Source organism: Actinomyces ihuae (genome assembly GCF_001457875.1).
Classification (GTDB): domain Bacteria; phylum Actinomycetota; class Actinomycetes; order Actinomycetales; family Actinomycetaceae; genus Pauljensenia; species Pauljensenia radingae_A.
On record NZ_CZPX01000004.1, the window covers coordinates 352645 to 367578 of the forward strand.

General features: G+C 58.8%; 13 protein-coding genes and 1 tRNA gene. 11 read left to right on the forward strand and 3 right to left on the reverse strand.

All coding sequences use genetic code 11. The features are described 5' to 3' along the window. Nucleotides 1-62: 62 nt before the first annotated feature. Complete coding sequence (cydB, locus tag BN3002_RS02785) at nt 63-1193, reverse strand: cytochrome d ubiquinol oxidase subunit II (RefSeq protein WP_058236501.1); 1131 nt, start codon at nt 1191-1193, stop codon at nt 63-65. Nucleotides 1194-1204: 11 nt separating this feature from the next. Beyond that, a complete protein-coding gene (locus BN3002_RS02790; protein ID WP_058236872.1) occupies nt 1205-2764 on the reverse strand; it encodes a cytochrome ubiquinol oxidase subunit I in 1560 nt (519 codons plus the stop codon). A gap of 486 nt (nt 2765-3250) precedes the next feature. On the opposite strand from BN3002_RS02790, the gene BN3002_RS02795 reads away from it, so the two are divergent. From BN3002_RS02795 to BN3002_RS02840, 10 genes are all read left to right on the forward strand, one after another. Further along, nucleotides 3251-5746 carry an Rne/Rng family ribonuclease gene (locus tag BN3002_RS02795; RefSeq protein ID WP_082628503.1) on the forward strand — a complete coding sequence of 832 codons (2496 nt, stop codon included), beginning with the start codon at nt 3251-3253 and terminating at the stop codon, nt 5744-5746. A gap of 170 nt (nt 5747-5916) precedes the next feature. After that, nucleotides 5917-6237 (forward strand): 50S ribosomal protein L21, encoded by a 321-nt coding sequence (gene rplU, locus BN3002_RS02800; RefSeq protein WP_058236873.1) that lies wholly within the window; start codon nt 5917-5919, stop codon nt 6235-6237. A 57-nt stretch (nt 6238-6294) separates the two neighbouring features. Continuing rightward, nucleotides 6295-6555 carry a 50S ribosomal protein L27 gene (rpmA, locus tag BN3002_RS02805; protein WP_058236503.1) on the forward strand — a complete coding sequence of 87 codons (261 nt, stop codon included), beginning with the start codon at nt 6295-6297 and terminating at the stop codon, nt 6553-6555. Between the two features lie 96 nt (nt 6556-6651). Continuing rightward, nucleotides 6652-8190 carry a GTPase ObgE gene (gene obgE, locus BN3002_RS02810; RefSeq protein ID WP_058236504.1) on the forward strand — a complete coding sequence of 513 codons (1539 nt, stop codon included), beginning with the start codon at nt 6652-6654 and terminating at the stop codon, nt 8188-8190. Continuing rightward, a complete protein-coding gene (proB, locus tag BN3002_RS02815) occupies nt 8187-9314 on the forward strand; it encodes a glutamate 5-kinase (protein ID WP_058236505.1) in 1128 nt (375 codons plus the stop codon). The genes obgE and proB overlap by 4 nt, the downstream gene beginning before the upstream one ends. Nucleotides 9315-9318: 4 nt before the next feature. Beyond that, the gene (locus BN3002_RS02820) at nt 9319-10599 is read left to right on the forward strand and encodes a glutamate-5-semialdehyde dehydrogenase (RefSeq protein ID WP_058236506.1); all 1281 of its coding nucleotides are present in this window, start codon (nt 9319-9321) and stop codon (nt 10597-10599) included. A gap of 83 nt (nt 10600-10682) precedes the next feature. Next, nucleotides 10683-11315 carry a nicotinate-nucleotide adenylyltransferase gene (nadD, locus tag BN3002_RS02825; protein ID WP_227469192.1) on the forward strand — a complete coding sequence of 211 codons (633 nt, stop codon included), beginning with the start codon at nt 10683-10685 and terminating at the stop codon, nt 11313-11315. Nucleotides 11316-11366: 51 nt separating this feature from the next. Continuing rightward, entirely contained in the window at nt 11367-11753 is a 387-nt protein-coding gene (gene rsfS / locus BN3002_RS02830) for a ribosome silencing factor (RefSeq protein WP_058236874.1), read from the forward strand. 26 nt (nt 11754-11779) lie between these two features. Beyond that, entirely contained in the window at nt 11780-12484 is a 705-nt protein-coding gene (locus BN3002_RS02835) for a histidine phosphatase family protein (protein WP_058236508.1), read from the forward strand. Nucleotides 12485-12563: 79 nt separating this feature from the next. Beyond that, nucleotides 12564-12639: transfer RNA gene (locus BN3002_RS02840), tRNA-Ala, on the forward strand. 158 nt (nt 12640-12797) lie between these two features. Here BN3002_RS02840 and BN3002_RS02845 read toward each other — a convergent pair. Next, nucleotides 12798-14261, reverse strand: coding sequence for a recombinase family protein (locus BN3002_RS02845; RefSeq protein WP_257525447.1), 1464 nt, complete (start codon nt 14259-14261; stop codon nt 12798-12800). Between the two features lie 19 nt (nt 14262-14280). On the opposite strand from BN3002_RS02845, the gene BN3002_RS02850 reads away from it, so the two are divergent. Then, nucleotides 14281-14877: a DUF6363 domain-containing protein gene (locus BN3002_RS02850; RefSeq protein WP_257525448.1), complete on the forward strand. Its 597-nt coding sequence runs from the start codon at nt 14281-14283 to the stop codon at nt 14875-14877. Nucleotides 14878-14934: the final 57 nt, after the last annotated feature.

Sequence of the window (14934 nt, forward strand, 5' to 3'; positions counted from 1 at the left end):
GGAAGGTCCCCGGCTCCGTTGGAGCCGGGGACCGTGACCCTTGTCAGCGTTCGAGCGCGAAACTATCCAGCCAGGAAGTTTTCGCCCAGGCGAATCTTCTGAGGCAGCAGTCCCGCATTTTCGTGAACGTCCTTTGTCGAGATACGACGACGGAACGTGTAGTAGCTCCATGCCGTGTAGGCCAGGACAACGGGAACCAGGCAAACCGCGACGATTGTCATCACCGTCAGTGTGCCGGTCGTCGATGATGCCTGCTCGATTGTCAGGGAGTATTCCGGTGCAATCGAGGACTTCATGACGTTCGGAGCCATGATCGTGAAGATCCACGCCACAGCGGCGGCAATGGCGACGGTGGAGCAAATGAATGCCCAGCCTTCGCGACGCAGTTGCTTTTGTGAGAAGGCTGCGGCCGCTATCAACGCCAGGGCGGCGATGACCAGCGGAATCCACGCGAACACGGATGTTGCCGATGTTGCGTAGGCGAACTGACCCCACAGGACCCACACAGCTGCCAGAGCCGTCGCGGCAATGGAGGCGGGTCCTGAGATTGCGTTGGCACGCTCACGCAGGATGCCGTCTGTCTTGAGGGACAGGAACTGTGCTGCGTGCGAGAAGCAGATTGCTGCCACTGCGATGCCGCCCAGTAGGTTGAACGGCATGAGCAGTGAGAAGAAGCCGCCGGTCAGCTGGTGCGATGCGTTCGCCAGAACTTCAGGCGTGACCTGCTCGGGGGGCACAACTTCGCCGGCGCGGGTGACGACCTCGATCTTCATGCCGTGCACCAGGTTGGCGAATGCGCAGCCCATGAGGATCGGAACACCGTAGCCGGCGACAACGTGGAAGCGATCCCACATTGCACGCCACTTTTCGGTTGCGATCTTCGAGCGCCACTCAAGAGCGGCGATACGCAGGATCAGCAGGACGAGCACAACGAACAGTGCGAGGTACATGCCGGAGAACATTGTGGCGTACCACTCGGGGAATGCGGCGAACATGGCGCCACCAGCGGTGAGCAGCCACACTTCGTTGCCATCCCAGTGGGGTCCGATGGTCTTCAGTGCTGTGGTGCGTTCCTTGTCGTTCTTGGAGACGAACGGAAGGAGCATTGCAACACCGAGGTCGAATCCCTCGAGAACCAGGTAGCCGATCCATAGAACGGCGATGAGGATGAACCAGAGAATACTTAGCATCAGTGTCTACCTCCTCAGTATCCGAACGACAGTGCGCCGACTGCTTCGTTGTCAGCATCGTCATCGTGAGCTGTCTTTTCAGAAGCCGATGAGATGCCTTCAAGTGCGTAGCGCTTGAGCAGAAGGAACCACACCACGCCGAGAACCCCGTACAGCAGCGTGAAGATCACCATGGTGAGGAACACCTGGATCGGGGGGATCGTTGTGGAAACGGCAACTGATGTCATTTGCATGACGTTGCCGACCGGATCGGCGTTGGCCAGGCCTGGTAGGTTCGGATGCACGATCCACGGTTGGCGGCCCATTTCAGTGAAGATCCAGCCCAGGGACGCCGCAATGAACGGCGTCGGGATGGTCCACAAGGCGAACTTGCCCAGCGCGGCGCTGGTGGAGATTTGATCCTTGCGCGTTGCCCACAGGCCCCATACGGCCATGATTGCGGCGAAGATACCGAAGCCAATCATCAGCCTGAAGGTCCAGAAGGTCACCATCTGAGGCGGACGGAAATCGTACTGTGAGGCGTCACCGTACTGTGCAACGAAGTGCTCGTTGGCATTGAGGGTTTCCACCAGGCGAGCCTGGATGTCGGCCACACCTTCAACCTCAGCGCTGAAGGAGTTGTGCGACATGAAGGATGTGACACCGGGGACCTGGATAAATTTGGTGGGCTGTGATTCGCCGTTGAGAGGGCAGGAACCGAACTGCGCCACGGTGAAAGCGGCAGATTCTGTGTCAACACAGACGCCTTCGGCAACTGCCATCTTCATGGGCTGCAGCTTGACCATTTCCTGGCCCTGGAAGTGACCGGTCACGACGGTGCCCAGACCGCCGACGATGACGACGACCAGACCAAAGCGTGCAATCGGACGCCAGATATCGCGAGCCTGCTTTTCGCCTTCAGCACCGCCTTCGCGGGCTGCGCGTGTCATCCACCATAGGCCAAGTCCTGCAACGAGGGTGCCGGCAATCAGCCAGGAGGAGGTGAGGACGTGGGTGAATTCCCACAGGAGGACCGGGTTGGTCACAACCTTGAGGAAGCCGCCTGCACCATCGAGTTCAGCGCGGCCCACTTCAGGGTTGAACACTGCGCCGGTGGGGTGCTGCATCCACGAGTTCGCACCCAGAATCCACAGTGCTGAAATCGTGGTGCCTGCTGCGACGAGCCAGATGCTGGCCAGGTGCATGCCCTTGGACAGTCGACCCCAACCGAAGATCCATAGGCCCAGGAAGGTGGACTCCATGAAGAATGCGAGAAGTGCTTCAACTGCCAGAGGTGCACCGAAGATGTCGCCCACGTAGCGGGAATATTCTGACCAGTTCATTCCGAATTGGAATTCCTGGACGATACCTGTCGCGACACCGAGCGCGAAGTTGATTAGGAAGAGTTTGCCAAAGAAACGTGTGGCTTTGAGCCATGTTTCGTTTCCGGACCTGTGCCACTTCGTCTGCATGATTGCGACGAGGAGCGACAGCCCGATTGTGAGAGGGACCTGAAGGAAGTGGTACACCGTGGTGATACCGAACTGCCATCGTCCCAGCGTCAGCGTGTCAAACGCTGCCGGAAGCAGGGTCATGATGCTCGCCTTTCCGGTGACGGAATCGTTGTTGTCGATAGAAATACGGATATACGGCGCCACGCGATTGACATGACGCCATGTCAAGAAGATAACTCATTGACCAGGTGGTTAATGGCAGAATCGCCGAAATTGCGCTGATTCGCTGTTTCATCTTCACTTTCAAGGTGTGGTGAAACTTCCAGGTGGCAACGGAATAGGAAACAAGAGTGTTGCCTATTTCGTGTGACGTGGAGTCGGCACTCACATGTGCCGCGTCGCTCAGGCATTGAACCGGTAGATGTGCCACCCGCCTCAGCGCTTCTTATTCCGTTGGCACTTCGCCTGTGTCACAATAGGGGTAACCAAGGCCGTTGCGAGAGCACCCTCGTAACGGGCGTACTGCGTCGACCGCGACTGCTTAAGTCGGTTGCTCCGCTGTGTACGCTATCGTGCTTTGCGCGAGCCTGAACGCTTCCGCCCACGTGGGCGACGACGGGTGGATCCATGGTGCGTGTGGATCCCCTCCAAAATTGGAGAAAAGTGACAACGACCGAACACGAGGGATCGGCAGCACACGTGCCTGCCGCCTCCCTGCTATTTCAAGCGCCGACTTTTACCGAGCCGGCTCCCGCACCATCCCGCTCGGACGATTCGACATCATCGCAGGACTCGTCCGAGGAATCACCCCGACGCTCACGCTCGCGTCAAAAGAATAAGGGCAAGGACAAGGACTCCTCGCAGTCCCAGGACGACGGCAAAGGTAAGAACAGGAAAGGCAAGTCCTCCTCTTCCAAGTCATCGTCTGGAAAGTCTGGCACGCAGGGCAGCTCCGACGACAATGCCGACAATTCGGGTGAGAGCAACTCCGGTAAGAAGGACCGCAAGCAGGACTCCGGGAAATCACAGCGCTCAAGGAAGTCTTCCCGCAAGTCGGCAGAGCCAGATTTGACGTCAGATTCCGCAGATTCTCAGGATTCGTCTGCGCAGGACGGTGATTCTGCTCCCTCCGAGTCAGAATCGTCCGAGGGATCTTCACGCCGTCGTCGCCGCCGGCGTTCACGCTCGCAGTCCGGTGATTCCTCTGACAGCAACGATCAGGTCACCGCGCTGAAGGGATCAACTCGCCTGGAGGCGAAGAAACAGCGTCGCCGTGAGGGTCGCCGCGATGGCCGCCGACGTCACACGATCACCGAATCGGAGTTCCTGGCGCGGCGCGAGTCAGTCACCCGCAAGATGATCATTCGCCAGCATAACGGCCTTGATCAGATCGCAGTGATCGAAGATGACCTGCTGGTCGAGCATTACGTGGCTCGACGCACCCACCAGACAATGGTCGGCAACATCTACCTGGGTCGCGTCCAGAACGTCTTGCCGTCGATGGAAGCTGCGTTCATTGATATTGGCCGAGGCCGAAATGCCGTACTGTATGCCGGTGAGGTCAACTGGGATGCCGTGGGCCTGGAAGGTCGCCCTCGTCGAATTGAATCGGCACTCAAGTCCGGTGACGCGGTGCTGGTGCAGGTCACCAAAGACCCGATCGGCCACAAGGGTGCCCGCCTGACCAGCCAGATCACGCTGGCCGGACGCTACCTCGTCTTCATTCCGCACGGCTCCATGATGGGTATTTCCCGCAAGCTGCCAGAATCTGAACGAGGACGCCTGAAGAAAGTCCTCAAGAAGGTCATGCCGGCCGGAGCCGGTGTTATTGTTCGCACCGCGGCCGAAGGTGCGTCCGAAGAACAGCTCGTTGCCGATGTTGAGCGCCTGTCGAAGCAGTGGGACGACATCACCAAGCGTGAGAAGAACACGAAGTCGGCCCCGACGCTGGTGCGCGGCGAGCCCGAACTGGCTGTCCGCGTCGTGCGTGACATCTTCAACGAAGATTTCGCTCAGCTGATTATTCAGGGCAAGGACACGTATCACACAGTCAGCACATACGTCGAAGAGCTGTCGCCTGAACTGTCTGACCGCGTCGAACAGTGGGTCGGCACGAATGACGTCTTCGCTGAGTTCCGCGTCGATGAACAGCTGGCCAAGGGCATGGACCGCAAGGTGTGGCTGCCCAGCGGCGGCACGCTGATTATTGACCGCACCGAAGCGATGACGGTGATCGACGTCAACACCGGCAAGTACATTGGTGCCGGCGGCACGCTGGAAGAAACCGTCACGCGCAACAACCTGGAGGCCGCTGAAGAGATCGTGCGTCAGCTGCGTCTGCGTGACATCGGCGGCATCATCATCATCGACTTTGTCGATATGGTGCTTGAATCCAACCGTGACCTCGTCCTGCGCCGCCTGGTTGAGTGCCTGGGACGTGACCGCACTCGCCACCAGGTCACTGAGATCACCTCGCTGGGTCTGGTGCAGATGACGCGTAAGCGCGTGGGGGAGGGCCTTGTTGAAGCATTCTCCACACCGTGTGAGGCCTGCGAAGGCAAGGGCTTCATCGTGCACACTCACCCCGTGGAAACGCCTGGCGCGGATCCTGCCTCGCACAGCAACAACAAGCAGAAGGGCCGCTCCAGGCGAGAGACGAAGAATAACGAGGATGGCCCCGGCTCCAAGCGTGCGCGTGAAGCGCTGAATGCCATCGCGGCGGCAGCGAGCCACGCACACGAAAAAGATCAGGAAGATAGCCAGGACAGCCAGGACAGCCAGGGCGGTCAGGATGGTCAGGGCGGTCCAAACGATCAGCCTGCGGCGTCCGCCGAAACCGAACAGACCAAGGCTGCCAGTGAACAGGACAAGCCCGCTCAGCCGAGGAGACGTCGGCGCGTGTCGACCGGAAAGACGGTCGAGCCGGAACCGGTGACTCCCACCCCGGAGCCGACACCGGAGCCTATTTTGGAGCCCGAACCGGCCGATGAGCAGCCCGAACGTCATCGCGCGGTGACTTCGCTGGATGATATTCAGTTGCCAGATGCCGCGAAACGCTCCACACCTACACGACGTCGCCGCCGGGTGGCATCGCGTGGCGTCATTGAGCCTTCAGCGTCCTAACCGTGTGGAATTGCACAGCCGTGAGAGCTGGATTTCGGCTCTGACGGCTTGCCCACGGGTCCTGTTTTCGGGTAAATTTGATCCTCGGCGCACCAAGGCGCCAGCGAGTGATTGCCAGACGATACGCCTCAGTATCACAGGCAATTGATTCGTTCCGTACGAGTAAAGAGATGAGCTCCAACGTGGTCTACGCGATCGTCAAGGCCGGCGGCCGACAAGAAAAGGTGTCCGTCGGAGACGTCGTAGTCGTCGATAAGCTGGCCGATGAAATCGGATCCAGCATTGAACTCCAGCCACTGATGCTGGTCGACGGCGACGCCGTCACCACTGATAAAGATGGACTATCAAAGGTCTCCGTTAAGGCTGAGGTCATCGACGCGACCAAAGGTCCGAAGATCTCCATCGTCAAATTCAAGAACAAGACTGGCTACCGTAAGCGTCAAGGTCACCGGCAGAAGCAGTCGGTCATCAAGATCACCGAGATCGCCTGAACGATCCCACTGATCGATTGAGTTTCTAGTCGTTCGAAGAGAGAAAGCACCACTAACATGGCACATAAAAAGGGCCTCGGTTCTTCCCGCAACGGTCGCGATTCGAACGCTCAGCGCCTGGGCGTGAAGCGTTTCGGTGGCGAATTCGTCAATGCTGGCGAGATCATTGTCCGTCAGCGCGGCACACACTTCCATCCCGGACGTAACACCGGCATTGGCAAAGATGACACCATCTTCGCCCTCAAGCCCGGTTCGGTTTCCTTCGGAAAGCGTCGCGACCGCCGCGTCGTCGACGTCGTGGAGTCCGTGTCTGCCTGATTCATTCAGCGTCAAGGGCGTTCGGCCGTGAGCCGGACGCCCTTTTCCTGTTGCGTATCATTGTTTGTGTCAGTCAGTTACACCTAAAGGACCACCATGGCGGATTTTGTTGACCACGTTCTGATTCATTGTGCCGGAGGCAACGGAGGCAACGGCGTCGCGTCAGTCAAACGCGAAAAATTCAAGCCGCTGGGAGGTCCCGACGGGGGAGACGGAGGCAACGGCGGCTCGGTGATTCTGCAGGTCGACCCGCAAACCACCACGCTGCTGGCCTACCACCGCAGCCCACACCAGTGCGCCGAAAACGGCACACCCGGCATGGGAGACTTCCGGCAGGGGAAAAACGGAGCCGACATCATCCTGCCTGTCCCAGACGGCACGACCGTTAAGAGCGCGGACGGCGAACTGCTGGCTGACCTGACAGGCGAAGGCTCTCAGTTCATCGCTGCCGAGGGAGGCCGCGGCGGCCTGGGCAATGCCGCACTGGCATCGAAAGCCCGTAAAGCGCCCGGATTCGCCTTACTGGGGGAGCCCGGCGAGACGCGTGACATCATCCTTGAACTCAAATCCGTTGCCGATGTCGCCCTGGTGGGCTACCCGTCGGCCGGTAAATCCTCGATCATTGCCGCCATGTCGGCGGCACGTCCGAAGATCGCTGACTACCCGTTCACCACGCTGATCCCGAATCTGGGAGTGGTCGAAGCCGGCGGTATGCGTTTCACAATGGCGGACGTTCCAGGCCTGATCCCCGGCGCTTCGCAGGGCAAGGGCCTGGGCCTGGAGTTCTTGCGCCACATTGAGCGCTGTGCAGTGATTGTCCACGTCCTCGACACAGCCGCAGTCGAATACGACCGCGACCCTGTCAGCGACCTCAAGACGATCGAAAATGAACTGGCGCAATACCAGAGCGACCTGGGGACGCCTCACGGGTACGTGCCGCTGATGGAACGCCCGCGCGTCATCGTGCTCAACAAGGTTGACATTCCCGATGGGCAGGACCTGGCCGAATTTGCCCGCCCTGACCTTGATGAGTTTGGCTGGCCGGTGCTGGAAGTGTCTGCCGTGACCCACCGCGGTCTGCGCGAACTTGCTTTCGCACTGGCACCCCTGGTTGAAGAACAGCGCCGGGCAGCTCGGGACGCAGCCGACGAGGCACCCCGACCGGTCATTCGTCCACGCCCTGTGGGTGAGGTAAACCAGGTGAGTGTTGAGCCGTGTCAGTTTGAAGGACGCACCGTTTACCAGGTGCGCGGCGACAAGCCAGAACGCTGGGTCAAGCAAACCGACTTCACCAACGATGAAGCGATCGGCTACCTGGCCGACCGCCTTGCCACCATCGGTGTGGAAGATCAGCTCGCACAGGCCGGTGCCAACGCCGGTGACACGGTTGTGATCGGCCCGCTCGAAGGTGGTGTGATCTTCGACTGGGAGCCCTCCTTGACGACTGGGCCAGAACTGCTTGGATCGCGCGGCACGGACAACCGTGTCGATGCGTTGAAGCGGCGCACGAACCGGGAACGCCGTGAGGAGTATCGCGCCGCGATGGACGCGAAAGCTGCGGCCCGTGACGAGCTGTGGACCGAACGCGAATCGGGTGTGTGGACGGATCCGAGCACCGAGGACGATCGGGCGTGAACGGAGTTACGCGTGCGCGACGCATCGTCGTGAAGATCGGTTCCTCATCGTTGACGCGCCCCGATGGGGGGCTTGACCTGAACCGGATTGACCAGGTTGCGGGTATGGCCGCGCAGTGGTGCCGGGACAACCATGAAATCCTCATCGTTTCCTCCGGTGCCGTGGCCGCAGGGCGCACGCCGCTGGGGATTACCGGGCGTCTCCATGACTTAGCCACTGTCCAGGCGTGCGCGGCAATGGGGCAGGGTCTCCTGGTTGCACAGTGGTCGGCCGCTTTTCAGTCCCACCATCGTCACGTCGCACAGATCCTGCTCACGACCGACGATGTCATGCACCGTGAGCACTACACGAATGCGCGCGATGCGATGGAGCGCCTCCTGTCCCTGGGAGTTGTCCCGATCATCAACGAGAATGACACCGTCGCCACACGCGAGGTGCGTTTCGGTGACAATGACCGGCTGGCCTCCTACGTGGCCCAGATCGTGGCCGCTGATGCGCTGGTCCTCCTGACGGATGTGGATGGCCTGTACACAGCGCCGCCCTCGGACCCTGCTGCCGAACTGGTAGAGACCGTGACGCGCACGGATGATTTGCGGGCGGTGCTGGTGGGCGGTTCGGGATCGTCGGTGGGCACGGGCGGCATGGTCACCAAAGTGCAGGCCGCAACGATGGCTGCTGCATCCGGTATCGGTGTGTTGCTGACAAACGCGGATAAGCTCGATCAGGTGTTCGCCGGGCGTAAGGTCGGCACATGGTTCGAGCCGACGACGTCACGCCCCGCCTCGAGGCGCCTGTGGATTGCGCACGCCGCCCCCTCGTGCGGAGAACTCGTCATTGACGAGGGTGCCGTCCGCGCACTGACTGACCGCAAGAAGTCGCTGCTGGCTGCAGGTATCACAGCGGTGATGGGCAATTTCCGCAGCGGCGACGTTGTCGATGTGGCGGGACCGACCGGGCTGATTGCGCGCGGCATCGCAGCCTACGATGCTGACACAATTGCGCAGATGAGTGGCGAGAATGCGGATGACCTGCGTCGTCAGGGGTGGGATAACCCTCGCCCAGTGATTCACCGCGACGATTTGGCGATCCTGTCGCTTGCATCAGCGGCAAGTATGTCACGATAAGAGTATGACTGAACGTTTAGCTGACATTTCGCAGGTACTGGAAGCAGCCAGGAGCGCCTCGCGCATCTTGTCCACCGTGACGACGCAGCAGAAGAATCGCGCCTTGGGAGCGGTGGCTGCAGCAATCGAGGATCGCAGTGATGAGATCCTCCAGGCTAACGCTGAGGACGTCGCCAGAGCTCAGGCCGAAGGCATGGATGAGGGGTTGGTCGACCGTCTTGCATTGAATGCGCAGCGTCTGGCCGGCATTGCGGAGGCGGTGCGCGAGGTGGCATCACTGGCTGACCCGGTGGGAACGATTGTGCGCGGCGCAATGACGGAGACAGGGTTGCGGATCCGCCAGGTACGAGTCCCGATGGGCGTGGTCGGCATGATCTATGAAGCTCGCCCAAATGTCACGATCGACGCCGCCAGCCTGGCGCTCAAATCAGGCAACGCGATTGTGCTGCGCGGTGGCAGCGCGGCTGAGGCGTCGAACAAGGTCATTATCGAGGTCATGCGTGATGCGTTGACGTCGGTGGATCTGCCGCCAGATACGGTCCAGAGCGTTGACCAGTGGGGCAGAGCCGGTGCACGCGCCTTGATGCATGCGCGCGGAGGAATTGATGTACTGATCCCGCGTGGTGGTGCCGGACTGATTCGCACCGTGGTGGAAGAGGCACGCGTCCCCGTCATTGAGACGGGCACGGGCAATTGCCATGTCTACGTCCATGAAGATGCCGATCTGGCTCAGGCGGAGAAAATCATCCTCAACTCGAAGGCTCAGCGCGTGGGTGTGTGCAATGCGGCCGAAACATTGCTGGTGCACCGCGCGGTCGCTGAAAAGTTCCTGGCCAGTGCCTTGTTGCGCCTGACGACTGCGGGCGTGCGCATCCACGGCGATGCACAGACGCTGCAGTACGCATCCGACCCATCGATTGACTCGGCGATGCTGGAGGAAGCAACAGAGGAGGACTGGGCGCGCGAGTACTTGTCGATGGATCTGGCCGTGCGCGTGGTGGATGATCTGGATCAGGCGATCGAGCACATCAGAACGTATTCGACCGGACATACTGAGGCCATCTGCACGCGTTCGCTGGCTGCGGCGAACCGTTTTAGCCGCGAGGTGGATGCTGCGGCGATCGCCGTGAACGCGTCGACTCGTTTCACTGATGGCGGCCAGCTGGGACTGGGCGCTGAGATCGGGATCTCCACGCAGAAACTTCACGCCCGCGGCCCGATGGGCCTGGAGGAGCTGACCAGCACGATGTGGATTATCGAGGGTGATGGGCATATCCGTTCATGACATGTGACCGGAATGCGTCTGCGCAGCCGAGGCTTGGGCTAGTGTGAACTCACCGGTCTGGGATTTACTTAAAGGGGATCTTTGTGACACAGCGACGACGCGTAGGTATCATGGGCGGAACATTCGACCCAATTCACCACGGCCACCTCGTGGCAGCTTCTGAAGTGATGAGCGAATTCGACCTCGATGAGGTGATCTTCGTGCCGACCGCCGTTCAGCCCTTCAAGAAGGGGCGGCGCGTCACTCCGGCTGAGCATCGCTATCTGATGACGGTGATCGCTACAGCTTCGAACCCGCGTTTCGGAGTGTCCCGCGTGGACATTGATCGTGGAAAGATCACGTACACAATCGATACCCTCACTGATCTGAAGAACCAGGATCCAGATGCGGATTATTACTTCATCACCGGTGCGGACGCCCTCGAACGTATTGCTGAGTGGCGGGATTCCGACAAGCTCTTTGAGATGGCGCAGTTCGTCGGCGTGACGCGACCTGGACATGAGCTGAAGAAGCCGTTGACGCCGCATTCGAATATTCGCCTGCTTGAGGTGCCCGCTATGGCGATCTCGTCGACTGACTGCCGTAATCGCGTGAACCAGGGCAAACCTGTGTGGTACCTGGTGCCTGACGGCGTGGTGCAGTACATCGCGAAGTATGGGCTGTATCGGGATACATCTGCGCCACAAACTGGGATTGATGACCCATACGAGCAGTAGTCGTGGCACACTGGAGGTGTCAGGGGAGTTCACCAACAGTAGGGAGTGTTTGTGACAGTCAGCAGTCACACAAGCCAACTTATCGCCGTTGCGGCTCAGGCCGCGTCTGACAAACTTGCCTCCGACATGAAAATGATTGACGTGCGCGCACGTATGCCGCTGTCCGAAGCCTTTATGATCTGTTCGGCTTCATCTGCGCGCCAGGTCAGTGCCATTGCAGAGAACATCATGGATGAGCTGGCAGCTCGGCTGGGTCTTCACCCCGAGCGCATTGAGGGGCGTACCGAGGGGCGCTGGGTTCTGATTGACTACGCGGATGTTGTGATCCACGTCCTGACCGATGAGGACCGCGAGTATTACGCATTGGAGTCCTTGTGGGCTGACCAGCCGATTACTGAGCTTGACGCGGACCGGGACCTGGAAGCGCTCGGCGCGTAAGGGCGTCGGATTCAAGGAACTGTGCCATGTCACCTGCCCGTATCGTGTGTATGCGTCACGGACAGACCGACCACAATGTGGCTCGGCGTTTCCAGGGCATGTCCGATGTGCCGTTGAATGAGTATGGTCGCGAGCAGGCCAGGCGTGCAGCCGGTGTGCTTGCTCAGCGCGTGACCAGTGCGCCTGCCGGTGTGGGAATTTCGGCTGCCGCCACCTATTCCGTCGCACGTGTGGTGGTGGCCAGCTCACCGTTGGGGCGGGCGGCTGAAACTGCCCAGATCGTCGCGGCGGCGCTGCGTCAGCGCGGGACGACGGTTGACGGTGTTCATGCTGATAAGCGCTTCATCGAGCGCTCGTATGGACGTTTTGAGGGTGCGACGATTGAGCAGATCCGTTCTTTAATGCCGGTGTTTTTCGACCAGTGGTCCGCTACCGGTGAGTCTGCGGGTGCGGGTATCGAGCCGTCCGGCGAGGTGGGGGAGCGTTTTGCTGCAGGCGTTGCCGACGTGTCGCAGGGCATGGACGAGGGTGACGTGCTGATTGTCGTGGCGCACGGGTCGGCGATCTCCCGAGGCTTGACAACGCTGCTCGGTCTGGATGCGGGCACTTTCCGCGGTTTGCGGGGCTTGGATAATTGCCACTGGTCGGAGCTTGTTCCCGATCGCAAGCACGGTGGCTGGCAGCTGGCTGCGCACAATGTGGGGTGGAGCGAGCAGGCAATCGGGGCGTGATCACCTGCACATCGTGTGAATTGTGCGATGGCGTCCTGATTCGCTATAGTGAACAGGTCGCCTTTGGTGACACCCATTTGGGGCTATGGCGCAGTTGGTAGCGCGCTTCCATGGCATGGAAGAGGTCAGGGGTTCGAATCCCCTTAGCTCCACCACGAGCACACTGAATTGATACAATTGCGCAAAACTAGAGTTTTGCGCAAAGGTGCGCGCAAAATTTGAAAACGCGCGCAAAATCTAAAAGTCCTGCTCGCGGGCATAAAAATAGGGCTGACTACCTGAGTGGTGGTCAGCCCTTTTGTTTTGCGTGGCTCTAATAGCTGTCTGCTGGGATTTTTATTTTGGTGCCGTCAGCAAAGATTACGCTCGCCTTGCCCGATGGTGTGATCTGGATGTGCTGGCAAAGAGCACGCAGGGTTGCTCGATCAAAGTCTTGGCTGAGGGTGGCGTTTTGGATGGTTTTCTTAAACCTGGTGAGTTTGGCTTTGATACCGTGGCGGCGCTCAATTTCTACCTGAGTTGTTTCGTAGGCGGTAATGGCTTCACGTTGGCGGGCTTTGAGCTGGGTGAAGCGCTCTTGGTAGTCGTCTTGATTTTGGGAGTGATGAGCGTTGCGGGTGATGGCTTGGTTGATGAGCCTGGTAGTTACCTCGATTTCACTTGCTTGCTGTAAGGCTTGTTCTTCTAAAGCGGTGGTGTCTGATGTGGTGGTAATCAGGTAGTCCCAGTCGATGAGTTGCTGGCTTTTGATGAGCTTGGCGAGTGTTGTTTGGAAGATTGTCTGCAACTGACTATCGCGTAGTACGGGCATTTTCTTTGGGTGAGGAACTGCGAATTTCTGGTTGCATTGCCAGACGATAGTCCGATATTTATCAGTGGAATGCCAGGTCTTACTGCCGTAGGCTGCGCCGCAGTGAGCGCAGTAGACCATACCGGTGAAGGCACGCTCGCGCCGGCCTTGGTTCGTGTTTTTTGCTAGCTCGTAGCGCACGAGTTCCCAGGTTTCAGGATCGATGATGGCTGGGCGAGATCCGGTCACGTAATATTGTGGGACTTCACCTTCGTTGGTTTTGCGCTGCTTGGTGAGGAAATCTACGGTGAAACGCTTTTGCAAGAGTGCATCGCCTTTGTATTTCTCGTTGGTGAGGATGGAGTGGATGGTGGTGTGGCTCCATTTTGCCCGCCGCATCGGTGTGGGAATCCCATCCGCTTCCAATGATGTCGCTATTTGGGGGATGCTCATGCCTTCGAGGTATTGGCGGTAGATGCGGCGCACGATTTGGGCTTGCTCAGGGTTGATTACGGGCTTGCCGTCTGGGCCGCGATTGTATCCGAGGAAGTTACCGTAGGGCATATAAACTTTACCGTCTTGGAAACGCTTCCTGTGACCCCACGTGACGTTCTCGGAGATAGATCTGGATTCTTCTTGGGCAAGGCTCGACATGATGGTGATGAGTAGTTCGCCTTTGGAGTCGAGTGTCCAGATGTTTTCTTTCTCGAAAAACACCTCCACACCCTTATCCTTCAATTTCCTCACGGTTGTCAAAGAATCGACGGTATTACGGGCGAAACAGCTCACGGACTTGGTGACGATCATGTCGATGCGACCAGCTAAGGCGTCGGCGATCATGCGGTTGAATCCCTCGCGGTGTTTCGTGGAAGTGCCAGAGATTCCTTCATCGGTGTAGATGTCGACGTATTGCCAGCCGTCGTGATTTTTGATGTAGTGCTCGTAATAATCCACCTGCGCGCTAAAAGGTAGGGGGATTTTCGACACTTACCACATTTACTACGACATGACCGAGCCTGGGGGGATGCTCGAGCTGGACTATGCGCGTTTCGTAGCAAATCCAGCCGAATGGCGGATAGGTGTATATAACGCGCAGCGCGGAGAAGAAATATATTTTTCACAGATTCAGGTGGATTCGGAGCAAAAACTAACCCACGTATGCAAGGCTTCGGGATCCATGCCTATAGCTACACCAGTCACTTATATTGCAGGTGAGGCGTGCATGGACGGAGCAATAGGACGCTCTGGCGGAATTCCTTTGGACGTGGCGCAGGCAGATGGTTACGAAAAGTTCCTGGTTCTATTGACCCGACCGCGGGAATACGTGAAAGAAAATCGCCTACCTGATTTGGCGTACCGCTGCTTGCTAGAGCGGTACCCGCAGGCAGCTCAGAGTCTTATTGAACGCCCTATAAATTACAACCGAACCCGAGCCGAACTAGACCGTTTGGAGTCCGAGGGAAAGGCTTATGTGTTTTATCCGCAGCATATGGGGGTGGCGAATTTTGAAGATAATCCCGAGAAACTGGAAGAAAGCTTCGCCGCCGGATACGAACAGATGCGAGGGGAACTCCCAAAGGTCAAAGAGTTCTTAGGGATGTAATTAGAGCGGGTCTGCCTGACCTAAATCCCGCGATGAACGCGTAAAACTTTCGCAAAC